A 22847-nucleotide genomic window follows, 5' to 3' on the forward strand; every position below is an offset into this window, starting at 1 on the left:
CAGCAACCTGGGCCCCGCGCCCTACCCTGATCACAAGGCGCGGGGCCTGATCACGTCCAGAAGGGGCGCCTGGTGGGCCTTGCCCGATTCATCGTCGACCGATGGAGCGCGCTGAACTACAAGCGCGCGTTCGCCGACCCGGCGTACAAGCAGCCCAACCGTGAGGTCTTCCCTCACGCCATGCGCACTTGGGTCCCGAAGGAAGACCACCGGCGCCTCGCCTCGTACACTCTGTTCGCCGCGTACGCGCACAACCAGGCGTGGGAAGTCGCGTCAATCCAGGACCACACCGACGCCTCCGCCCGGCGAGAGTTCGGCGACCCGGCCATGCTCGTTGCCGCGATCACCTCCCACATGCTGGGCCGCGAACAGACCATCACCGTCACCGGGGCCGAGAACGCCGAAACGTCCGACGACACCACCCCACCTCCGGAAGCCGTGCACGCCGCTGCAGTCCAGGAACGACTCCGCGCCTGGGCCAAGGCCGAACAGTTCTCACTGCGCCTCCAGCAAGCCGAACGCAAAGCGGTCCGCGAAGGCGACACCGTGTACCTCCTGGGCCTGGACGCCGCCAAGGGCCGGCCCCGCCTCTCCGTCATCGACGCCGGGTTCTACTTCCCCGACCTCCCCGACAACGCCGGCGACAGTGCGGACTACCCCGACCGGATCCACTTCGCGTGGGAAGTCGACTCCGACCCCACCGTGTCCGGCTCCAAGGCCAAGCTGCGCCGCCTCACGTTCGAGCTCGGCCCGATCGGTACCCGTACCATCCCGGACTCCGACGGCCCCCGCCCCGTGCGCGTCCCCGCATACGACACCGACGGGGCAACCCCATTGATGACGGGCGGCGACGTTTACAACCCGGAGGCCGGCACGATCAGCCGCCTCTACCCGTGGAATGACACCCCGTCGACCATCACCTGCTACCTCACCGACGCCGAGTGGGACCTCGACGACATCAAGGCCGACCAGGACGTCCACACCCTCGACTACCGCTACGCCACATTCCTCACCCGCGACGACGGCGAAGTCCTCGACCACCTCGACCTCCAGCTGGACTTCATCCCTGCCGTCCACGTCCCGAACTCAATCCCCGAGGACGGGCACTGGGGCGAGTCGTCCCTGGCCGTCCTCCTCCAGCTGTTCGACGAGCTGCAGGGAACCGACACGGACTCCTCCCGGGCCTCCGCTACCACCGGGGCGCCGATCCTCGGCATCGTGAACCCCGACGCGAAGGGCGGCCGCCGCGGCGAGACGAAGAAGATCCGGGTCCAGCCCGGCATGTGCGTGGAACTGTCGCAGGGCGGCAACCTCATCACCGTCGACACGTCCCCGCAGCTCGCCGAGCTCCGCAACAAAACCGCCGAACTCCAGGACCGACTGTCCCTCAACGCCCGGATGCCCGCCGTCGCCCTGGGCGCCATCGACCCGACGAAAGCCCCGTCCGGGTTCGCCATCGACCTCTCGTACGGGCCCATGGACCCGATGCTCGACTCCATGCACCTGCCACGCGACGACAAGTACAGCCTGCTGTTCAAGATGGTCCAGCGCCTGTTCAAGGCCGGACAACACCCCGACTGGTCCGGCCCCGTCGTTGACACCCGCCTCGTGTGGGGCACCTACAAGCCCACTGACAAGGCTGCCGTCCTTGAACAGGTCCGCAACGCGGTCAAGGACGGCGTGATGTCCCTGGAGACCGGCATCCGACTCCTGGACGAAGCCGGATTCCCGATCAATGACGTCAGCGAAGAGATCGAACGGATTCAGTCCCGCCAGTTCGAGCAGGCCCGCGCCCTCGCCGACGCCACCGGCTCCACCGATGCTGTCGGCGACTTCCTCGGCATCGACATCAACCCCGACCCACCTCCTCCCGCCCCTGTACTGCCGCCCACGACCAACCCCGCTGAACAGCCCGAACAGCCAGCCCAGGGGAGCAGGGGGAACGAATGACGCAACCCATGCTTTCCTTGGATCAAGGCGCGGGGCCTGGTAAGAGTCTGGGAGGACTTGCGCTTATGCGTCGCCCCACGCAGCACCACAACATCCCCGCCATCCACTCGGCGTGGGCACACCCCTACGCCGGTGTGACCGGTCTCGGGGTCTTCTACAACGACGGCGGAGACCCGCCGACCGGTGGCGCCCCCAGCCCGCAGGACTCCCCGAAGCCAGGCCCGCCCACAGCCCCCCGCACCTTCACCCAGGACGAACTCACCGCCCTGGCCGCGAAGGAGAAGGCCCAGGGCGAGCGCGCCGGCGCCAGGGCCGCGCTCGAGAAGTTCGCTACCGAACTCGGCTTCACGAACGTCGAAGACGCCAAGGCGTTCATCGAGGAAGGCCGCAAGGCCAAGGAAGCCCAGCTGAGCGAGCAGCAGAAGAAGGAACGCGAACTCGCCGACCGTGAGGCGAAGGCCGAAGCTCGCGAGAAGGCAGCCGAAGCCCGCGAGCGCACCGCGAACCGGCGAGCCGTCCTCGTCGGCCTCGGAGCCACCGGAGACGACCTTGACGACGCAGCCGCACTCCTGCGCGTTCCGGACGACGCCGACGACACAGACCTCCAGGAAGCGGCCGACGCGCTGAGGAAGCGCCGCCCGGAACTCTTCGGCGCCACCCGCCAGCCCGACCCCGCAGCCGTCCCCCCGGCCCCCACCGGACTGCCCGCCGCAGGCGTACCCCGCCCCGGCGCCAACCAGCCCAAGCCCGGCGAACGGGGCCTGGCCATGCTCAAGCGCCGCGGGAAGCTCCCCGCCGACGCCGCCTGACCGCACCACCGCAGACTCGGGACCACGCCCCTCTCCTCGTGGACGCGCCAACAACCCGGTGCCGCCTGACACACGCACACCACCCTGAGGAGAGGGCAGTGAACGACTTCCAGCCCATGCGCACGAGCGAGGAAGCCACCGCCGACCGGCCGTGGCTCGCCTCCCTCGTCGGCGTCCACGACGCCAATACCATCGCCCTGGACCTGACGAAGTTCGTCGCAAGCGTCCACTACGAGGCTGGTACCGCCTTCCAGCCCCGCAACGTCGTCAAGTCGGGCCTCCCGCTCGGAAAGGTCACCGCGACGGGCCTTTACGCCCCCTACGCGGGGCCGACGTCCGAGGTCCAGACCGTCACCGTCACCGGCACCCCCACCGGGGGCACCTATACCCTGACGTTCTCCGGCCAGACCACCGCCGCCATCCCGTACAACGCAACCGCAGCCCAGGTGAAGACTGCACTCGAGAACCTGTCGAACATCGAGGCTGGCGAGGTCACCGTCACCGGCGGCCCGCACCCGGGTACGGCCATGGCGGTCACGTTCAGCGGCCAGTTCATGGGCGACGACGTCGCCGCCATGACCGCTACCGCCAGCCTCACCGGCGGATCCACCCCCGGCGTCACCATCGGCACCTCCACCGCCGGCGGTGCAGCCACCGCAACCGACGGCACCCAGATCTTCGCCGGCCTCCTCGCCACCGAGTCGCTGTTCGCACCCGGATCCACCAAGACATCCGGGGCGCTCCTGTGGCACGGCGAGGTCTTCGCCGACAAGCTCCCCATCCCCTTCGACCCGACCGACGTTGCCAGCGTCGCCCCCGGCGTCAACATCCACTACCGGTAAGCAAGGAGACCAGACATGAGCACCCTCGACCGTCTCCTGCGGAACGTCACGCCGGAAGACATCAACGCGTACATCAACGGCCTGCCGATCCCGAACTCCTACGCGCTCACCCAGAGCGTCATCCCCGAGCGCAAGATCTACGGGCCGAAGTTCCGCATCGAGTCGAACAAGCGGCGCATCAACGCCGCGAAGTTCCGGGCCTTCGACACCCCGCACGCCCTCGCGAAGCGCCAGGCGGAGAGGGTCGTCAACGAGGGAATGCTGCCCCCGGTCGGCCAGACCCTGGAAATGGGCGAACTCTCCCTCATCCTGTTCAACGCCCGCCGCGGAGCGGACGACCAGGAGTTCATCGACCAGCTCTACGACGACCTCGAGCGCCACTTCACCTCCATCAAGATCGCCATGGAGATCGCGGCCGGTCAGCTCCTCTCCACCGGCGTCGTCAAGCTCCCCGGAATCGGCGGCAACGGCGACTGGCTCGACGTCGACTGGAACGTCCCCGACGAGAACAAGCCCGTCGCGGCAACCCCGTGGGACCAGGCAGGCGCCAAGCCGCTCACCGACGAGCAGGCGTGGATCCGCTACCTCAAGAGCGTTGGCGCCCCCAAGCCTGCCCGGGTTATCACCTCCGAGCGTGCGGCGTCCGTGCTGGCCTCCAACCTGGAGTACCGCACCGCATTCTGGAACTCCTCCAGCCCGGAGACGACCCCGTCGACAACCCTGTCGCCGCCGGACGTCAACGCGGTCCGCGCCAAGTGGAACCTGCCGCCGATCGAGATCTACGACGAGCAGGTCTGGTCCGACGACGAGTACGTCCGTACGACCCCGGAGTCGCTGTGGGCGATGGTCCCCCCGAACCCGGATCAGTGGGCGCAGACCCAGTACGGCGTTACCGCCGAGCAGGACAACCTCGACCCCGGCGAGAACCCGGGCCTCGAGGCTTCCCGCGAGCCGGGCATGTACGTCTCGTACGAGAAGAAGGAGAACCCCGTCCAGTTCTCCACCACGGCCAACGCGGTAGCCATGCCGGTCCTGTACGTCAACAACTTCCACATCAGCGCCACGGTGCTGTCGGAGGACTGACCCATGGCCAAGCTGGCGCGAAGCGTGTTCGTACGGGACCCGGACAAGCACCAGGACATCCTCCTGCGTGCGGGAGAGACACCGGCACCGCAGTACGCGGTCCTGGTGAAGAACCCCGCCTGCTGGGAGGGCGGCAAACTTCCCGCCGCCGTGAAGAAGCACCTCGCAGGCAACAGCGAGGACGACGGCAAGGGGAACGACGAAGGCGCAACTGGCCAGAACGACGCCTCTGGCGACGACCAGGCAGGCACCGCTGACACCCAGTCCGAAGACGAGACGCCCACGGGCGATGACTCCGACGACACCAAGCCGGCCGCCCGTAAGACGGCGGCCAAGAGGCCGGCCCGGGGCCGGACGGCCGCCGCTGAGGGCACCGGCGGCCAGTAAGCGGTGTGCGGGCCCGACCCCCTGGTGGGGCGCCAGGCCGGGCCCGCACCTGCACACCCTTCCCAGCCATCTCCGGAGACAACATGTCGAGCAACCCGCAGGCCCCCAGTAATCAGTCGCAGGACCTCTGTATCTGCGGCCACGAGAAGAGCAAGCACATCACCACCCCCCTGACCTGCTATGGCTGCCAGGGCGGCGAGGTAGAGATCGTGCACCGCTACACGCAGGCTCTCGCCGTCATTCGGAACTAGCCCGCCCGACACTTACCGGAGGACCTGGTGGACGCAGCCGTACAAGCCTGGCTGATCTCACAGCTCGGCCCCAAGACGGACCTGGTCGACCTCACCGCGCGCTACACGCGTCTCGGGACCGCCCGGGCAACCGCCCTGGAAGTCGTCCGCGAACGACTCGCTGCTCTCCGGGCGCAGCCGTCCACTGTCAACGTCAGCAGCGTCGTCTCCGTCTCATACACGGAGAACATCAAGGCGTACGAACGCCAGATCGCCCTGCTTGTGTCCGGGGAGCCGCCAGCACCCGACGACCCCGCAGACCAGGACGGCGATACCGGAGACGGGTTCGGGCTGGTGTACCTCGTCGAACGGCCCCGCCGATGAGTACCCCCGCACCTGTCCGGCAGGACCGCGAGTCCCAGACCGAACTCCTCGCCCTGATCGCCCTGTCCGCGCAGCGCCTCACCCGCGACTGGTCCCGCCTCGCCACCGCCCAGGACGTGCTGCTGCGCACCCTGGAACGCATCCGCCCTGGCGCTGGTGCCACCACCCGGGCCCGGACCGCGATCAACGAGTTCAACCGACAGGTTGCTGCGTTCGATCGGGATGCCCGCGCCTTCGCCGAACGGTGGGCAGCAACCGACCTGCCGGCCGTGTACCGAAACGGCGCCCTCCAAGCCCTCCGCCGCGCGAACGAGGCCATCACCCTGTTCCAGTGGTCCGTCGACCACCAGGCCGCCATCACCCCGCTCACCGCCACGTTCTGGGGCGACCTGATGCGACGCATCCAGGAAGCCGTCCGCCGCGCCCAGGCCTTCTCCCGTGCCGCACAGGACGCCACCCGGGACGTCGTCCTCGGCCGCAACCACGAAGGCATCGACAGTAAGCAGCTCGTGAACGACCACCCGCTGTCCACCGTCATCTACGCAGACCAGTCCCGGCACCCCGTTGCCGCATGGGCGCACGCCGCCTTGTCCTGGCAAGGGGTCGCCACGGCGAACATGGGGGCGGTCAACACCGCCCGGTGGGAGCTCGACGCCCAGTGGATGCAGTGCGTGGACGGGCCCGAATGCGGATTCGTCTCACATCCGGATACCGATCACGCGGACGGCACCATCCGGAGCATCGACGAAGCCGGCGCGTACCCCCTCGCCCACCACGGGTGCATCAGGTCCTGGATTCCCCGACCCGACCTGAACGGCCGCACCGACATCGAATCCGGAGACCCAGCATGAGCGCCCCGAGCATGGCCGACGAGCCCCGCCACGTGCGCATCACCGCCGACGGCGTCACGGGCAGTATCGCGATCGACGGCACCGACATCAGCCGCTCCGTCCAGGGCTACAGCCTCCAACACGAAGTCGGGGCAGCCCCAGTCCTGCTGCTCCACACCACACCCCACCGCGGCCTCGACTTCGAAGGCCTCGCCCACGTTGCTGTCGCGGCCCCCGAGCAGGACGACGGGCAGGTTATCGCCGCATTCCTCCAGAACATTGACCCGGCAGCCCTGGAACGGGCTGCACTGGAGCGGGACGACCTCGACGGCAGCCGCCACGAACTCGCCGTCGCCATGCTCCGGCAGCTCGCCGACTGGGCGCAGGGGAGGGGCTGATGACCGGACTGGACCTCTCCAGCGTCGTCGACTGGATCGCCGAGAACATCCTCGTCGACACGGTCCGCATCACCCTGCCCGCCACCGGTGAACCCGTCCTGAACGAGACCACCGGGCAACTTGAGTACCCCGACGGTGACGTGCTCTACGAAGGCGCCGGCGCGGTCCAAGGGTCGTCCGCCCAATCGGAGATCAGTGCCACCCCGAACGGCAACCTGCCGTGGGTGCAGGAGACGACGTCCCGGTACCGGATGCTGACCCCGCTGGGCGCACCCCTCGCCCCGAAAGACGCCCTCGTGTCCGTCGTCGCAGTCCACGACGTTGCGAACACGGCCCTGATCGGCCGGTCGTGGATCTGCACCGACCCCGGCCGCGCCGGAACCATCGAAGCCGTGCGCATCACCCCGCTCGACCAGAACCAGCAGGTGACGTCATGACCGGGCCCACCCTCACCCCAGAACAGCTCGCCACCCGCCTCGACCGGGCCGCCGTCCAAGTCGGGCCGGCCATCCACCGTGCGGTCAAGCACACCGGGGAGCTTGGGCGGGCCCGCATCCGAGGGAACGCCTCGGGACGTCCGGGGCCCAACGTCATCCGGCCCGACGGGGCGAACTATCGCTCGTCGTGGGAGGTGGCCCACCGCCGCCTTCCGTACGGGGCGCAGTGCACCATCGGCACCAACGCCCCCCAGGGCCGCCGCCTGGAGTTCGGGTTCTACGACATGACCGACTCCCTCGGGCGGCACTACTTCCAACCGCCGTTCCCGCACGTGGGGCCCGCCATCGACTACATCGGGGCGAAGCTGCGCACGGAGATGCGGCACGCTGTCGCGGAGGTGCTGTCGTGATCGACCGTCGCCCCTTCTCGAACGCCCTGGCCGCACTCCTGGCCTCGACCACCGGCTTTCCTGTGGGGCGTGGCCGGATGCCGGACAGCAAACCGCCGTACCTGCTGCTGTACTCCCTCGACGGAGCTGTCAGCGGGGCGCCCCTCGCCGACGAGAACGAGGACGCCTCGTTCGTCTACCAGGTGACGTGCGTGTCCGGCCCCGACCCGGCTCGGCCCGGATCGACTGGCACCGTCGAACAGGCGGAGCTGCTGGCGGACAAGGTGAAGCGCAGCATCCTGGCCCGCGACGCCAGCACCGGGCAGTGGGTGACACCCCTCACCGTCCCCGGGATCAAGGTCATGTGCCGGGAGGTCGACGTCGAACCGGGGGGAACGAATGATCCCGGCGATGCAATCATCAGTTATGTGATCCGGTTCAGGTTCAACCTGACCCCCGCCTGACCCGTTCAGGCCGTACAACCGCACCGCGGCGGGACCCCACGCGGACGCCACCACGCAGGTGGCCGCAACCCACACCACATGTGAGGACAAGGGGTCCACCACCATGAGCAGGTTCAGCCGCAAGGGCGTAACGAAGGTCCTCTTCGTCGAGACGATCGTCGACCCGGGATACACACCGACCGCTGCCGAGCTGGCAACGGCCATCGACTACAGCAAGGCACTCGCTGCTACCGACGGCTGGAGCATCGAGAACCAGGAGATCGAGACCCCGGATCTCAACTCCACGTTCGTCGCGAAGATCCCGGGCGACGACTCCGCCGCCGACTCGTCCCTGACGTTCTACGAGGACGACGTCGACGACGACATTGAGGAGAACCTCGCCAAGGGAACCACCGGGTTCGTCATCTGGTGCCGAAAGGGCAAGGCGGCTGGCAGCAAGGGAATGGACGTCTTCCCGATCCGCGTGGCCTCCAACTCTGCGCAGGTCAGCCTCGACAACGAGTCGGCGAAGCTGATGGTCAAGTTCAGCATCACGGACCGCCCGCTTCAGAACGCGACGGTCCCCACCGGCCCCTGACCCGACCTCCCCACTGCTCCCGGTCGGGCCCGACGCGTGTTCGGGAAGGGGCGCCCGTCGGCGCCCGACCGGGTCCCCTTCCCCTCTGATGGAGGACCACCCGCATGACCGCCACCGCCAAGACCACAGCCCCCAAGGCCGCCCCGCCCGCTGCCGCCGTTGCCGCTGACGCGCACTGGGCCGCCACCCAGGAACGTCTCCGCGCACGCACCCGGCCCACGGCGAAGCTTGTCATCTGTGACGACGTCGAAGCCCGCAAGGACCTCGAGGTCGCCCGGTACGCACTGCGCCGCGTTGAGAGCGAAGCGGCGGACCGGCCTGACGACCAGGCCGTCAAGGACGCCGTCACCGCTGCCAAGACTGACGTCGAGCAGGCCCAGGCCACGTTCGACGAGGCGTCGATCGTCCTCCGGTTTCAGGCGCTGCCCCGACTCGAGTTCGAGGCGCTGAAGAAGGAACACCCGGCCACGGAGCAGCAGGCCGAGGACGACCTGGAGTACAACGTCGAGACGCTCGGCCCGGAGCTGATCTCCCGCTCCTCCCTGGACGGCATGCCCGTTGAGGCGGCCCGCGAGTACCTCGACACGTGGTCCGAGGCCGAGGCCGCCGAGCTGTTCAACACGGCGTGGGGTGTCCAGCAGGAGACCCGCATGGACCTGGGAAAAGGCTGAGCCGGGATGAACGTCTCCGTGGCGAACTCGAACTCTGTGACCGGTGGGGCATCCCCCACTCCCTGTTCCGTGGCATTGGTGACGGGACATGGACGGCCCGCGACCGGGCCAAAGCCCTCGCGTTCCGGGACTACCAGCGGACCGTGTGCCCGCAGTGCGGAACCAGGTACGACGACTGGGACCACGGCCACCCCGGCGAAGAAGACGCCTACGCCGTCACCGTCCAGCGATGTGTCGGCTGCCAGGTCATCGCGGACAAGCAGACCGAGCTCGCCAGCGACAAGGACACAGACAACCACGGGGTGAAAGTCGCCCTGATCCCGGCGGCCACCGCGGCCGCGATCGAGGCGCAGAAGGAACTCGCCACCACCAGGCGGCGGCACGGCACCACTGACGACGACTGAGCAGCACTGAGAGGGAGGGCGGAACTGGTGGCGAACTGGAATCTCTCGGTTGACCTGCGCGGCCACGGCAACGACCTGGCCCAGTCCCTCAAGAGTGCCGCCAAGCACGCCCGCACTCTCGGCACCGCGGCCCGCACCGCGAAGACCGAGGTCCGGGAACTCGGCCAGGCGTCCCAGACCGCGTCCCGGCACATCCGCACCCTCGGCACCGTCTCCCGCGCCACCGCCCGACGCCTCAACACCCTCGGCAACGACGCGCAACGAGCCACACGTCAGCTCACCCGGTACGGAGACGCCGCCCGCACCGCGAACCGGCACCTCAACACCCTGGGCGACAACTCCCGCACCACCGGCCGGCAGCTCGCCCGCATGTCCGAGCAGATCGACACCGCAGTCCGCGACCTGCTGCGCCTCGCCGACGCCGCCCGCCGCGCCTCCACCCACATGCGCGGCATCAACGACGGCGGCAGCCTCCGACGCATGGCGTCCGACACCGGCCGGCTCCGCTCCCAGCTCATGGGCGCGGCCGCCCTCCTGTCCGGCGGCGCCCTCGTGATGGGCATCGGCGAGCTCATCAAGCACGGCAACGAGTACCAGCAGAGCATGAACACGTTCGGGGCGGTGACCGGGGCGACCGCGATGCAGATGCAGCGCGCCGCCGCGACGGCCGGTCAGCTCGGCAACGACCTGTCCCTGCCCGGGGCGACCGCTGCTGAGGCCGCTGAGTCCATGGTCGAGCTCGCGAAGGCCGGTTTCCGAACCGACCAGGCGATCTCCTCGACCAGGGCCTCCCTCACTCTGGCCTCAGCAGCGCAGGTCAACGCCGCCGACTCCGCGAAATACCTCGGCGACATGATGGACCAGTTCGGTATGGGCGCCGACCAGGCCGGGGTTGCCGCCGACACCCTTGCCGCGACAGCGAACGCCGCGTCTGGCGACATCACCGACATCTACTACGCCATGAAGTACGCCGGGCCCGTCGCCCACGGGTTGGGCGTCAACATGCAGGAAGCCGCGTCCGCGGTCGGCATGCTCGGCAAGGCCGGCATCCTCGGCCAGACCGCCGGCACCACGCTGCGCGGCATGATGGCGAACCTCGCCTCCCCGACCAAGCAGATGACCGACGGCCTTGAGGCGATGGGCATTCAGGCCTGGGACGCGCAGGGCAATTTCAAGGGCCTTCGTTACGTCATCGAGGGCCTGTCGAAGGCCCAGCACCATATGACGCAGCAGGACTTCGCGGCCGCGGTGAAGAAGTCGATGGGCAAGCCGGCCATGTCTGGCGCTATCGCGCTCGCACACCAGGGCGTCGACTCCTTCGATGCACTCATGGAGGCGGTGTCTTCGACCGGGGCCGCCGCACAGATCGCCGCAGCGAAAGGCAAGGGCCTCGCTGGCGCCATGCTCCAGCTGAAAACCCAGTCCCGCCAGACCGGCCTCGCCATCTACGACGGCATGGCCCCCGGTCTGGAGTTCCTGACCCGCGGCGTCACTAACGCCCTGTCCAAGGCCACCCCGAAGATCACCGCGTTCTTCAACTACTTCAACGACGTCGCGACCCTGTTCGGACCGGGTCTTGCCGCTGCGGCGCGCCGGCAGTTCGACGGGATCGGCGACGCAGCATCCGGCATGGGGAAGGCGTTTAAGGAGTTCGGGGCTGACGCAGCCGCGTCAGCCCTCCACCTTTTGATCAACGTGGCCAAGACAGGTGCGGATATCTTCCACAACCTCGTCGCGGGCGTTGAACCAGTTACGTCCGCACTGAGCGATGTCGCTTCGGGAGGTGGTGGCGCCGCAACAGCCTTGGATACCCTCGTGTTCACCCTTGACCTGGCCATGGACGCCCTGTCCGCTGTGTCCGGGGTGCTCGGCCCGATCGGCCACATGGTCGGCGGCCTGGTCCACATGTTCGGTGCCCTGCCCGCCCCCGTTCAAGCCGCCGTGTTCGCAATGCTGCTGATGCGCCGCGTCGGCCCGATTGCCCAAGGCCTCGCCACTACCGTGGGCAATCGACTCACGCGCGCCTACGGGTCCCTGAATACACAGATGGCTGTACAGCGGTCCCTGGCCGCTTCTGCCGGGGTGACCCTTGGCCGCTACGGTGCCGCCTTCGCTGTCCTGCAGACCCGGGTCCCCGTCCTCGGCGCGATGAGTGCGTCCTTCCGTGGCGCAACGGCCGGCGCCACCGGCTTCGGAAGCGCACTGCGCGGCGCCGCCGCCGCAGCAGGAACCGGACTGCGGTCCGCGATGGGTGGCCTCATGGGTGTCATGGGCGGCCCGTGGGGGCTGGTCCTGACCGGGGTGACCGTCGGCCTCGGGATGCTTGCCTCATCGCAGCAGAAGGCCGCGGCGGAGGCCGCCGAGCACAAGGCGACCATCGACGGCCTGACATCAGCCCTGCGGCAGTCCAACGGCGTCATCGACGAATCGGTGCGCCAGCAGGCAGCCCAGTCCATCCAGGCAACGAAGCTGAAGGGCACCAGCACTGACCTGGTGTCCGTGATGGGCAAGGTCGGCTACACCCTGTCCGACCTCACCGACTCCTACCTCGGCCAGGGCGACAGCATCAGCGGCCTCGCCGACAAGATGAAGGACCTCGCCAAGGAGAAGACGGCTGCCTGGGAGGGCATGGGGCGCGGTGACGAGGGCCGCGACGCCGTCATGCAGCAGGCGGCCGCCTACGCCGCCGCGAGCATGGCCCTCAACGACATGTCCGGCGACGCGAAGACCGCCGCGAAGAACGCCAAGGAGCTCAACGCCGCGACGAAAGGCACGAGTGACGGCGCGACCGCGTACGACCGGCTGAAGAACGCCGTCAGTGCCCTCGCAGACAAGACTGCTGACGCCGACTCCCGCACCCGCGCCCTGCGTGACGCCCTCGACCTGCTGTCCGGTGGGTCCGTGTCGCTGCAGGCGGCCCAGGCCCGGGTCAACGAGGCCATCACGAACGCCAACGACGCCCTGGCCGACGGTGTCGACAAGGCGAACGGCTGGGGCAAGGCCCTCGTCGGGATGAACGGGGCAGTCGACACCACCACGAAGAACGGGCAGGCCCTGTTCTCGACCCTCGACACCATCGCCGACAGCTCTGCGTCGGCGTCGGTGGCCGCGTACGACTTCGCCCGGTCGCAGGAGAAGACCGTTCCCCAGTCGGTTGCGGCAGCGACCAAGGAGATGAAGAACGCCCGCGCGTCGGCAATCAAACTGATTGAGAGCTACGACATCGGTTCGGTGGAGGCGGGCAAGATGGCCGACGCCATGGGCCTGATCCCGGGCCGGGTCAGCATCCTCCTTCAGACCGAAGGAGTCGACACCGCCCTGGCCGAGCTTCTTGGGGTCCAGGCCGAGTTCGAGCGGTTCCCGACGAAGAAGACCATCAAGGTCGACGCTCTCGGCTCGGAGGCGAAGAAGGAACTCGAGGACATCGGCTACAAGATCGAGCTGATTCCCGGAACCCGCGAGTACAAAATCACTGCCCCGACGAAGGCGGCCCGCGCCGACCTCGACCTCCTCATCAACAAGCTTGGCGAGACCAACGGCAAGACGCTCACCATCGCGGTCCCCACCGGCAAGGCCAAGGCTGAGCTCCAGTCGATCCAGGACAAGGTCCGCAACACCAAGGGCAAGACGCTCTCCGTCAAGGTGCCGACCGCTGAGGCGAGGAAGAGCCTCGAGTCCCTCGGGTTCAAAATCAAGAACACCAAGGGCAAAACCGTCACCATCACCGTCCCCACCGGTGACGCCACATACAACGCCCGCATCATCCAGAACGCGATCGACAACATCCACGGCAAGACCGTCGGCGTGTACCTCTCCTACAAGGCCTCCAGCGCCGACAAGGACGCCAACGGGGTCCCCGACCACGTCCAAGCCCCCCAGGCCAGAGGCAGCGTCCTCGACTTCTACGCCAACGGCGGCACGAACCGGCGCGGAATCCGGGAGAACCACACCGCGCAGATCGCCCCAGCCGGCGCCTGGCGGGTATGGGCCGAGGATGAAACCGGCGGCGAGGCGTACATCCCGCTCGCCCAGTCGAAACGCGGCAGGTCCCGCGCCATCACCGAGGAGACGATCCGCCGCCTCGGAGGCGACCCCAAGTCCGTGCAGTGGCACGCCAACGGAGGCGTCGTCGCCTTCGACACCGGCGGGTTCTCCTACACGCCGACAGGGATGCGCCGCGACACGTCCGCCGTGCAGTCCGCGTACTCCGACTCGCACCAGCCGATCGACAAGGACACGTACAACAAGAAGATCCGCGCCCGGGCGAACGCCATCGGAACTCTCCGGTCTGCCGAGGCTGCGCTGGTCGCGCTGCGCCGCAAGAAGCACACCCACGCGCAGACCGTCGCAGCGGAGAACCGGGTCGCGAAGGCCCGCCGCGGTGTAGCCACGGCTACCGAGGCGGCCACCAAGGCAGAGGCCCTCTACAAGAAGAAGTTCAGCCTCTCCGACTGGCAGAAGACCCTCAAGTCGGCAGTGTCAGCGAACACGTCGTACGAGGCGAACCTGTCGAAGATTGCATCCCGTGGCGGGGCCGGTGTCATCGACCAGCTGCGCGACCTGGGCGAAGAGGGTGCCTCCGTGGTGTCCGCCCTCGCGAAGGCCAGCAAGAAGCAGTTCGACGCCATCGTCGCGAACCTCAAGAAGCTGGGCCCACTCGCCAAAGCTTCCCTGGCCGACTACACCAAGCAGCTCACCGCGTCCGCGAAGACTGACACAGCGTTCCAGGCGAACCTGACGAAGCTCGCAGGGATGGGGTACGGCGACCTTGCTACGCAGCTGGCCGGGCAGGGCGACGAAGCCGCGCAGAAGCTCGCCGCGGAAGCGGTCAAGTCGAAGCCGAAGGCGAAGTCGGCAGACGCCGCCGCGAAGAGGTCCGCCGCCCAGCTGTCCGGCGACGAACTAGGCCAGCTCATCCAGATCATCGCCGCAGTCAAAACGTCCAGGACCGGCCTCCATGACGTCGCGTCCGCCACCGGCCTGGGCGAGGACGAGGTCATCACGACCGCGACGAAGGGCACCACGCAGATCAAGCAGGCGCTCGGTGACCGGGCCTCGAAATTCCTCTACGACCTCCGTCGGGCCGGGCAGGGTCTCTCGTACGCGAACGGCGGGATCCGGGAAGGCATCTACTCCACGACTGCCGGCGCCGTCACGTTTGCCGAACCGTCCACGGGCGGGGAGGCCTACATCCCTCTCGGGGCGAACAAGCGCCGGGCGGCCACGAACGTCCTCCACGACGTTGCTGGCCGGTTCGGGGTCGGCCTCACGGACATGTCCGCTACCCGCCCCGTCGTCATCGTTCAGGGCGGCGGCGATACCCACGTGGCTGTCACTGCCGTACGCACCGGGGCGTCCGCCTCCGACATCGGATCGCAGGTCGGACGGTCTGTCCGGCGCGCACGCAGGGGAGGGGTGAATGCCCGTGCCACCGCTTGAGCTGTCGGACTGGCAGTACGAACTGGGCGGCGTCCTCATGGGCGCCGGAACCAACGTCCAGGTCCGCGAGACGACCGGGCTGGGACGGGCACCGGTCCGCGACAACGACGCCGACCAGCCGTCGATGGACGGGTCCTTCGCCGGCCCCGACTACTACGCGGCCCGGCAGGTTCAGCTCGACGCCGCGATCCGTATCCCCGGCAACCCGGCCGCCTGCCACGACATGGTCGCAGCCCTCCAGGCTGCAGCAGACGACCCGGCGGTGCGCCTGACCGGCGGGGCCACGATGCCGCTGCGCATGAAGCGCCCCGGCCGGCCCGTGAAGCGCCTCGACGGGCGTCTGCGGAAGGTCGACCCCGAATACGCGCAGGTCATCCATGGCTACGTGCCACTCGACCTCGAGTTCAACGCCACCGACCCGACGTTCTACGGGGACGAGGAGACCACCACCGAGATCCCGCTCGGGTGGCTGACCGGTGGGGGGTTCGCCGCCCCTGTGGTCGCCCCGATCTATGTGCAGTCCGGGACGACGGCCGCAGACCGGCCCGGGTGGGCCACGAACGCCGGCACCGGGGACGCGTGGCCGGTCCTCCGCATCACCGGCCCCGTCGCCACGGTCACCATCACCCACGTCGAGTCCGGCCGACAGCTGTCCTTCCCGACGCTGAACCTGTCCACCAGCCAGTGGATCGAGATCGATACCCGGCCCGGCTACCGCACCGTCACCCGGGAGAACGGCGGCAACGCCTCCACCCTCCTGTCCCCAGCGTCCCGAATCGACCTGTTCTCCCTGCCCCCAGGCCAGTCGGAGATGCGCTGGACCGGATTCGACTCCACCAACACCGCCCGCATGCGCCTGACCTGGCGCGACGCCTACACAGCCCTCTGAGGAGCGCACTGACATGTCTCTGTACCGAGTGCCGATCCTCGTGAACGGTGCCACCCACAGTGCCGAGCAGTTCCGGGCCATGGTCCAGGACCTGGCCCGCGGCGCCGAAGGCATCACCCAGGGCGGCGATCTGAAGGTCACGCAGCTGTCCACGCCCGGGACCAGCGTTCAGGTCGGCGACGGGTCCGGTGTGGTGCGCGGCCGCGTCAGCCCCTTTCAGGGCACGTACTCCGTACGGAACCAGGGCGCGGCCACCGTTCCGATCGCTGCGACGGGCGGGTCCGGGCGGTCCGACATGGTGATTCTGCGCATCGAGGATCCCGAGTACGAGGGAAGCCTCGACCCTGCCGTCGCCCAAATCAACTACTTCCAGGTCATCTCCGGGGTCAGCTCCTCCGCCACCACGATCCCTGACGGGCGCACCGGCATCCCTCTGGCCCGGATCGACATCCCCGCATCCACGTCCACGATCACCAACGCGATGATCGTGGACATTCGCAAGGTCGCGAATCCGCGCCAGCAGCGCACCTTCCTGACCCAGTCACCGACGGCCCTGTCCACCGACATCGGCGGCACCTCCGGCACGTTCACGAACTTCTCCACCGCCGCCGGATGGTCCATTGCCATTCCTGACTGGGCAACAACCGCCGTCCTGGCCCTGAGCGTGGGCCAGATCCGCTACAACACCGACTCGTACTTCGGGAAGCTCCGCGCGACTTTCGGGGCGTCCCTGACCGTCCAGCCGGTCAACCTCGACGACAACCAGACCGGGGTCCGCCGCAGCACCGTCGTCCTCGGCGACACCCTCACCATCCCGTCCGCCTACCGGGGCACCAGCCAGACACTCCGCTTCCAGGCCTCCGGCGTCAGCCCCAACCCAGGCAAAGTCGGAGTCGACGGAAGCACCACGTTCATCGCCGACGTCACCTTCTATGAGGCGCCGCGATGACCGCCCCCGTCCCGGACCGGATCCTCACCCAGCACGCCCTCACCGGGGAGTGGCTGTCGACTGCACTGCCAGTCACCGACGTGGAGTACGGCGACGAACTCAACGGGCCCGGCACCCTCACCGGAAGACTGGCACCGCGCCTCCTCTCCGAGAACCCGACACTCCTCGACCCGGGCACCACCCTCATCTACGTGGAGTCCGCCGGCCAACTACGGTGGGGCGGCCTGGTGTGGGATGTCCGCTCCCAGGACAACGCCCTCACGATCGAAGCGGCCGGCTGGTCGTCGTACCTGCAGAAGCGCCACGACATCGACGGAAACTACGGCGGCCGCGGCCCGTACACGTACGCGGACCGGTGCAACGTCATCCGGGACATCTGGGCGTACGCCCAGTCCGTCACCGACGGGAACCTGGGTGTCGTCGTCGACTCGACCACGTCGACCAGCACCGTCGGCACCCCCACCGACCCCCTGAAATCCTTGTGGTGGGAGCTCCCCGTGCTCGGGGACGCAGTCGACGACCTGGTGTCCGGGGACGCCACCCCCGACTACACGTGCGCCACCGCCTGGAACAGCGCCATGACCGCCCCAGTGAAACGTATCCGGCTCGGCTGGCCGCGCCTCGGCACCCGCCGCACCGACATTTCCTTCGCGTCGGGGGAGAACATCATCGAACCCCCCGAGATTGAGCTCGCCGCCGACGAGTACGCCCAGGTCGTCATCGCGAACGGATCCGGTGACGGGTCCGCGAAGCGCCGGGCGATCAGCGCCGTACGCAATGGACGCCTACGCCTCGAGGCGGCCCTGGACCTCCCCGACACCAAGGGCACTGACGTACTCGGCACGCGCGCGGCCGCCGAACGGGCATGGCGGCAAACCCTCGGCTCCGTCGCCGAGATCACCATCCGGAACACGCCGGCCGCTCCGTTCGGGTCCTGGCAGACCGGAGACGACGTGTACACCCGCGTCCACAACGCCTGGACTTCGTACACGGGCTGGTGCCGCATCACCGGCTGGACCGTGAAACCCCAAGCCGCCGGCGGCCCCCAGGCCGTCATCGGCCTCAAGCCCGCGTCGTCCTACCAGTACGGAGGTGTCTCGTGACGGACATCGGCGTCACCCTCGCGCAGCTCCAGAAGCGCATCGACCGTCTCGAGCGGGCCTCCCGCCTGTCGTACGCGGCCCTGGACGACACCGCTCTCGAGGTCCGGGACGGTGCCGGGTCCTTGCGCGGCATCGTCGGGCAGCAGGGTGACGGCACGACCGCAGTCAACGTCGTCAACGGACCCCCACCCCCGCAACCATCAGCCCCAATCGTCGTGTCCGTCCTGGGCGGTGTCACCGTCTCCTGGGACGGGCTGTTCGCCGACGGCGCGGTCATGCCCCTGGACTGGTCCCGAGTAGAGGTCCACGCCTCCACCCTCGCCGTCTACACCCCCACAGCCGCCTCGCTGAAGGCCACGGTCGAGACAGCGCAGGGTTGCACCGTCGTCATCGCGACGACCGCCGCCGTGTACGTACAGCTGGTGGCGCGCAGCACCTCCGGGACCGCGTCGCCCCCGTCCGCCACAGTCGGCCCGGTCGGGCCCACTGCGGTGGTGGCCTCCGACATCCTCGACGGGATCGTCACCACGGTGAAACTCGCCGACGACGCCGTCACCCAGGCGAAGGTCGCGGTCGGGGCGATCGGGGCGACGGAGATCAGCGACAACGCCATCACCACCCCGAAAATCGTGGCGGGCGCCGTACAGACCGCACAGCTCGACGCGCTCGCCGTGAACGCCTCGAAGATCGCGGCAGGGGCGGTCACCACCGCGAAACTCGCAGCTCTCGCCGTCACCGCGAACGAGCTCGCCGCGAACACCATCACCGCCGGGAAACTCGCCGCCGGCTCGGTCGACGCCACCGCTCTCAAGGCCGACGCCATCACCGGCAAGACCATCACGGGCGGCAGCATTGTCGGTGCGACAGTGACCGGTGCGATCGTCCGAACGGGAACTACGGGGCCTCGCCTCCTGATGGGGCCGGACGCCGGGGGGACTGGCGTTCCGGGGCTCGCCCTGTACTCGGGTGCGTCCGCTGAGACGTCGCCCGGACTGCTGTGGTCAACCGTCCTCACGGGAACGCCCACGCAGCCCATGACTGTCGTGCAGGCCCCCTACGTCGACTCCGGGAGCGCCCGCCTGGACCTGACATCACCTGCCTCCGGGAGCGGCGGCCAGTTCAAGATCGCGACATCGACCACGAACGACTACGCCTATTTCAAGGGCAAGGACGGCTCGACCGCAGGTGCGTCGCTGCTGGAGCTCTGGGCACAGAACGGGACCTCGGGCGGCAGCTCCGTCCTACAGGTCAAGGGCACCGAAATCTACATGCGGTCCGACGCCATCACCGCCAACGGGATCTTCGCCGCAGGCAACATTGCGTGGGGAACGATCAACGTCACCACCACCGCTGCGAACACCGTGGGCTCCGCCACCATCACCGGCCTCAACGTGGCAGGCAGCACCTTCCGCATCTTCGTCACCGGCTCCTCCGGGGCCCCCGGCACGCAGCTGCTCGGCGTGTCTGGGAACAACGTCACCTCAGGCGGCGCGACCGTCTACGTCACCCGCACCAACGCGACCACGACCGGCGTGTACTGGCTCATCGTCGGCATCTGACAACCACCAAAGGACTCACCATGGCAGCGACCAGCCCCGTCGAACCCGGCATCGTCTTCGCCCCCTCCACCTACTACTCCATCACCGCGACGGACAAGAACCCCGAGTGCGTGAACTTCGGCAAGACCTTCGAGGTGTCGCAGTTCTACTCCAACGACGGCCACAACCTCGTCGTCGGCTGCGGACTCTGCGGAGAACTCATGACGATCACATCAGCAACCCTCCTCGACCCCCAGCCCGAGATCGTCTGACCAGGGGGAGTACCCGGCCCGCACGACCGTACGCTGACCTGTAGGGCGACCCTCCGCCCCGCACCACCCCCGAGGGACTGCCACCGGCCCCCGGCCGGAGCAGCACACGCCATATTCGCTCTGGGCGCGGGGAGTTTCGGAGCACGGGCCTTGCCCGACAACCTCACGGTGCGCACCTACGACGCCCCCACGCACCTCGGGCGTCACCTCGTGCTCGACCCCCGCAGCCTCGCCTACCGCCGCCCCTACGACGGGCAGCCGCTACGCGCGACGAACTGGGAACCGCGCATCCCCGTCCTCAACCAGCAGCAGCTGGTCGCGCAGGGCATCTACACCTCCCGCGACTACGGGCTCGACGACGACGTGGACGCACTGTCGTCCTGCACCGGAAACGCCGGCACCGCCCTCCTGTCGATCCTCCTCAGCAAAGAGCAGGCGGGCGCGGCCGGGCTGAACACCGACCATGCGGCCGCCGCTGAGCACTTCGCGATCGGCCTGTACGCCGACGCCACCTCCCGCGACGAATGGCGCGACGCCACCTGGCCCACCCAGGACGTCGGCTCGTCCGGCCTCGGCATCGCCAAAGTCCTGCGCGACCGCGGCCTCGTCGACCAGTACGGGCACGCCACCACCGCCAAGGAACTCTGCACCCTCCTGCAGACCGGACCAGTCCTCATGGGCATGCCCTGGTACGCCGCGTTCTCGAGCCCGGGCGTAGCCGGGTTCATCGACAGCGACCCCGACTGGGCGGACTCCCCACTCGAAGGCGGCCACGAGGTATGTGTCACCGCCCTTGAGGACGTCGCCCTGGTCGACGGCGCGCTCGACCCCACCCGCACCGTTCTGCGCTTTCGCCAGTCATGGGGCTCCGCATGGGGAGACCACGGCGACGGCCGCCTCTACCTCTCCACGTACCTCGCACTCCGCGAGCAGATCGACATCGTGCAGCCCCGCCGAGACGGAGACACCTCGTGAGCACCTTCCACGCCGCGGTTGACCACGTCGACCCGGACACCCTCGCCATCACGTCCACATACTGCGGAACTGTCGACCAGGCCCACGTCGACCAGGTCCGTGCCATCGCCGCCCTGCCGGACACGGAACGCTTCGTCAAGGAACACCCGCGGCTCGAGGGCGCGTTCTGCGTTCTGCGCGACGACGGCGACCTCGACGTGTACGTCCCGACCGACGCAACCGAGTACCGGGTGTACGAGCCCGACCCGGAGCCGAAGGGCGGCTTCGCCTCTGGCGGCATCATCGGCAAGCCCATCACCCGTGACGGCGTCACCGTTGGCACGATCTTGGGAGCGGCCGTCGACGAGGGCACTGGCGGCACAGTGGACCTGCCGCGCGGCGCCTCCGGCCCGGCGTACATCGACGGCGTGGTCCGGTTCGGCGACCAGTCCATCGGCGGCGCCATGGACACCCCCGGCAACCCCCCGCGGGCAACCTGGCACACCACCGAGTCCCCGGCCGGCGGAAGCTACTTCACCAGCGTGGCCGCGTACCTGATCCGGGTCGGCGCCGAGCCGCAGGTGATCTACGACCCCGCGACCGACAAGCTGGGCCAGTTCGGGCCCCTGACCTCGAGCGGCCGGGCGCTGCAGAACGACGGCAGCCGCCGCACCAATCGCGAGGGCAAGGTGAACATTCAGGTCGAGGTCCTCGGCCGGGCGGCCTCTCCGTGGACGAAGGGCTTCGATCCGGCAAAGAAGCCGAACTACCGCAAGCTGATCGCCGCGATGCGCGCGCACGGCATTCCTGACGTCTGGCCGGCCGGGAAGCCCGCGGCCACAGCTGCGGCTGTGGCCAGCGGATCGCGCTCCCGAAGCACTTGGCAGTCTCGCGGAGGGCACTTCGGTCACTGTCACGTGCCGGGCAACTCCCACTGGGATCCGGGCGCCATCGACACGGACATCGTCCCGGGCAAGGCAACCAGCACGCCGACCCCGAGCACCGGAGGCGGGACCAGCTCGAGCGGCACTTACGTGGTGAAGAAGGGCGACACGCTCTCCTCTATCGCCAGCGCCCACAAGACGACCGTCGCCGCCCTGGTGAAGCTGAACAGCCTCAAGGACGCCAACAAGCTGTCCGTCGGCCAGAAGCTGAAGCTCTCGAGCGCCGCTGCTCCCAAGCCGTCTGCCCAGCCGCTGGAGCCGTTTCCGGGTGCCGGCTTCTTCCACGGCGGCCGCCACAGCCCGATCGTCACCGCGATGGGCCGCCGCCTCGTCGCGGAGGGCTGCGGACGTTACGCCACCGGGCCCGGCCCGAACTGGACGAACAGCGACAAGAGCTCCTACGCCGCGTGGCAGCGGAAGCTCGGCTACACCGGCGCGGCCGCCGACGGCATCCCGGGCGCCAAGTCCTGGGCCGCCCTCAAGGTCCCGAAGTCCTGACCACCCCCCAACCCATCCCATCTGCAAGGAGAACCCCGTGAAGATCTTCGGTCGCGAACCGGCTGTACTCCTCAGCCTCATCGCCGTCATCGTCAAGCTCGTCGCCGCGTTCGGTGTGGACGTGTCCGGCGAGCAGCAGGCCGTCATCAACGCTGTCGCCGCCGCGGCAGTCGGTGTCACCCTCGCCGTCATGGCATCCGACGGTGTCGGCGCCGCCCTCCTGGGCTTCGTGCAGGCCGCCATCGCCCTCGCTGTCGGCTTCGGCCTCGACTGGTCGGCGGAGAAGCAGGCAGTTGTCCTGTCCGTGGCCGCGGCCGTAGTCGCGATGTGGGACCGGACGCAGGTCACCGCGCCTGTCCCGGCCAAGGCGTCGGTGACGCACCTGGTGGTGGGTGACTGATGGCCC

Annotated in this window: 22 protein-coding genes and 1 pseudogene; all 23 read left to right on the forward strand. The window is 68.7% G+C overall.

Going from position 1 to position 22847, the window contains the following annotated elements:
• Positions 1-72 precede the first annotated feature (72 nt).
• Positions 73-1950 (forward strand): hypothetical protein, encoded by a 1878-nt coding sequence (locus ABT025_RS18860; protein WP_350995367.1) that lies wholly within the window; start codon positions 73-75, stop codon positions 1948-1950.
• Positions 1951-2015: 65 nt separating this feature from the next.
• Positions 2016-2759, forward strand: coding sequence for a hypothetical protein (locus ABT025_RS18865; protein ID WP_350995369.1), 744 nt, complete (start codon positions 2016-2018; stop codon positions 2757-2759).
• 98 nt (positions 2760-2857) lie between these two features.
• Positions 2858-3601 carry a hypothetical protein gene (locus ABT025_RS18870; protein ID WP_350995371.1) on the forward strand — a complete coding sequence of 248 codons (744 nt, stop codon included), beginning with the start codon at positions 2858-2860 and terminating at the stop codon, positions 3599-3601.
• A 15-nt stretch (positions 3602-3616) separates the two neighbouring features.
• On the forward strand, positions 3617-4684 hold the full coding sequence (locus tag ABT025_RS18875; protein WP_350995372.1) for a major capsid protein: 1068 nt from the start codon (positions 3617-3619) through the stop codon (positions 4682-4684).
• A gap of 3 nt (positions 4685-4687) precedes the next feature.
• The gene (locus tag ABT025_RS18880; RefSeq protein WP_350995373.1) at positions 4688-5071 is read left to right on the forward strand and encodes a hypothetical protein; all 384 of its coding nucleotides are present in this window, start codon (positions 4688-4690) and stop codon (positions 5069-5071) included.
• A gap of 278 nt (positions 5072-5349) precedes the next feature.
• Entirely contained in the window at positions 5350-5685 is a 336-nt protein-coding gene (locus ABT025_RS18885; protein WP_350995374.1) for a hypothetical protein, read from the forward strand.
• The gene (locus tag ABT025_RS18890) at positions 5682-6536 is read left to right on the forward strand and encodes a hypothetical protein (RefSeq protein WP_350995376.1); all 855 of its coding nucleotides are present in this window, start codon (positions 5682-5684) and stop codon (positions 6534-6536) included. The genes ABT025_RS18885 and ABT025_RS18890 overlap by 4 nt, the downstream gene beginning before the upstream one ends.
• Positions 6533-6913, forward strand: a complete 381-nt coding sequence (locus ABT025_RS18895; protein ID WP_350995378.1) for a hypothetical protein — start codon at positions 6533-6535, stop codon at positions 6911-6913. Before ABT025_RS18890 ends, ABT025_RS18895 begins: the two co-directional genes overlap by 4 nt.
• Positions 6913-7350: a DUF6093 family protein gene (locus ABT025_RS18900; RefSeq protein ID WP_350995380.1), complete on the forward strand. Its 438-nt coding sequence runs from the start codon at positions 6913-6915 to the stop codon at positions 7348-7350. The genes ABT025_RS18895 and ABT025_RS18900 overlap by 1 nt, the downstream gene beginning before the upstream one ends.
• Positions 7347-7760, forward strand: coding sequence for a hypothetical protein (locus ABT025_RS18905; RefSeq protein ID WP_350995382.1), 414 nt, complete (start codon positions 7347-7349; stop codon positions 7758-7760). The genes ABT025_RS18900 and ABT025_RS18905 overlap by 4 nt, the downstream gene beginning before the upstream one ends.
• Positions 7757-8203 carry a hypothetical protein gene (locus ABT025_RS18910; RefSeq protein ID WP_350995384.1) on the forward strand — a complete coding sequence of 149 codons (447 nt, stop codon included), beginning with the start codon at positions 7757-7759 and terminating at the stop codon, positions 8201-8203. The genes ABT025_RS18905 and ABT025_RS18910 overlap by 4 nt, the downstream gene beginning before the upstream one ends.
• Before the next feature lie 103 nt (positions 8204-8306).
• Positions 8307-8780, forward strand: a complete 474-nt coding sequence (locus tag ABT025_RS18915; protein ID WP_350995386.1) for a phage tail tube protein — start codon at positions 8307-8309, stop codon at positions 8778-8780.
• A gap of 104 nt (positions 8781-8884) precedes the next feature.
• On the forward strand, positions 8885-9451 hold the full coding sequence (locus ABT025_RS18920) for a hypothetical protein (RefSeq protein ID WP_350995387.1): 567 nt from the start codon (positions 8885-8887) through the stop codon (positions 9449-9451).
• 143 nt (positions 9452-9594) lie between these two features.
• A complete protein-coding gene (locus tag ABT025_RS18925) occupies positions 9595-9855 on the forward strand; it encodes a hypothetical protein (RefSeq protein ID WP_350995389.1) in 261 nt (86 codons plus the stop codon).
• 27 nt (positions 9856-9882) lie between these two features.
• Positions 9883-15294, forward strand: coding sequence for a phage tail tape measure protein (locus ABT025_RS18930; RefSeq protein WP_350995391.1), 5412 nt, complete (start codon positions 9883-9885; stop codon positions 15292-15294).
• A complete protein-coding gene (locus ABT025_RS18935; protein ID WP_350995393.1) occupies positions 15275-16183 on the forward strand; it encodes a phage tail family protein in 909 nt (302 codons plus the stop codon). Before ABT025_RS18930 ends, ABT025_RS18935 begins: the two co-directional genes overlap by 20 nt.
• Positions 16184-16196: 13 nt before the next feature.
• Positions 16197-17132 carry a hypothetical protein gene (locus tag ABT025_RS18940; RefSeq protein WP_350995395.1) on the forward strand — a complete coding sequence of 312 codons (936 nt, stop codon included), beginning with the start codon at positions 16197-16199 and terminating at the stop codon, positions 17130-17132.
• Entirely contained in the window at positions 17129-18235 is a 1107-nt protein-coding gene (locus ABT025_RS18945; RefSeq protein WP_350995397.1) for a hypothetical protein, read from the forward strand. Before ABT025_RS18940 ends, ABT025_RS18945 begins: the two co-directional genes overlap by 4 nt.
• On the forward strand, positions 18232-19794 hold the full coding sequence (locus ABT025_RS18950) for a hypothetical protein (protein ID WP_350995399.1): 1563 nt from the start codon (positions 18232-18234) through the stop codon (positions 19792-19794). Before ABT025_RS18945 ends, ABT025_RS18950 begins: the two co-directional genes overlap by 4 nt.
• Before the next feature lie 20 nt (positions 19795-19814).
• Positions 19815-20045 (forward strand): hypothetical protein, encoded by a 231-nt coding sequence (locus ABT025_RS18955; protein WP_350995401.1) that lies wholly within the window; start codon positions 19815-19817, stop codon positions 20043-20045.
• 150 nt (positions 20046-20195) lie between these two features.
• Positions 20196-21020 (forward strand): hypothetical protein, encoded by an 825-nt coding sequence (locus ABT025_RS18960; RefSeq protein ID WP_350995403.1) that lies wholly within the window; start codon positions 20196-20198, stop codon positions 21018-21020.
• Between the two features lie 1175 nt (positions 21021-22195).
• Positions 22196-22441 (forward strand): annotated as a pseudogene (locus ABT025_RS39530) (peptidoglycan-binding protein); the annotation flags it as partial.
• Positions 22442-22478: 37 nt separating this feature from the next.
• Positions 22479-22841, forward strand: a complete 363-nt coding sequence (locus tag ABT025_RS18970) for a hypothetical protein (protein WP_350995404.1) — start codon at positions 22479-22481, stop codon at positions 22839-22841.
• The last annotated feature ends 6 nt before the right edge of the window (positions 22842-22847 follow it).

It is taken from the genome of Streptomyces sp. NPDC002809 (assembly GCF_040295435.1).
Taxonomy (GTDB): Bacteria; Actinomycetota; Actinomycetes; order Streptomycetales; family Streptomycetaceae; genus Streptomyces.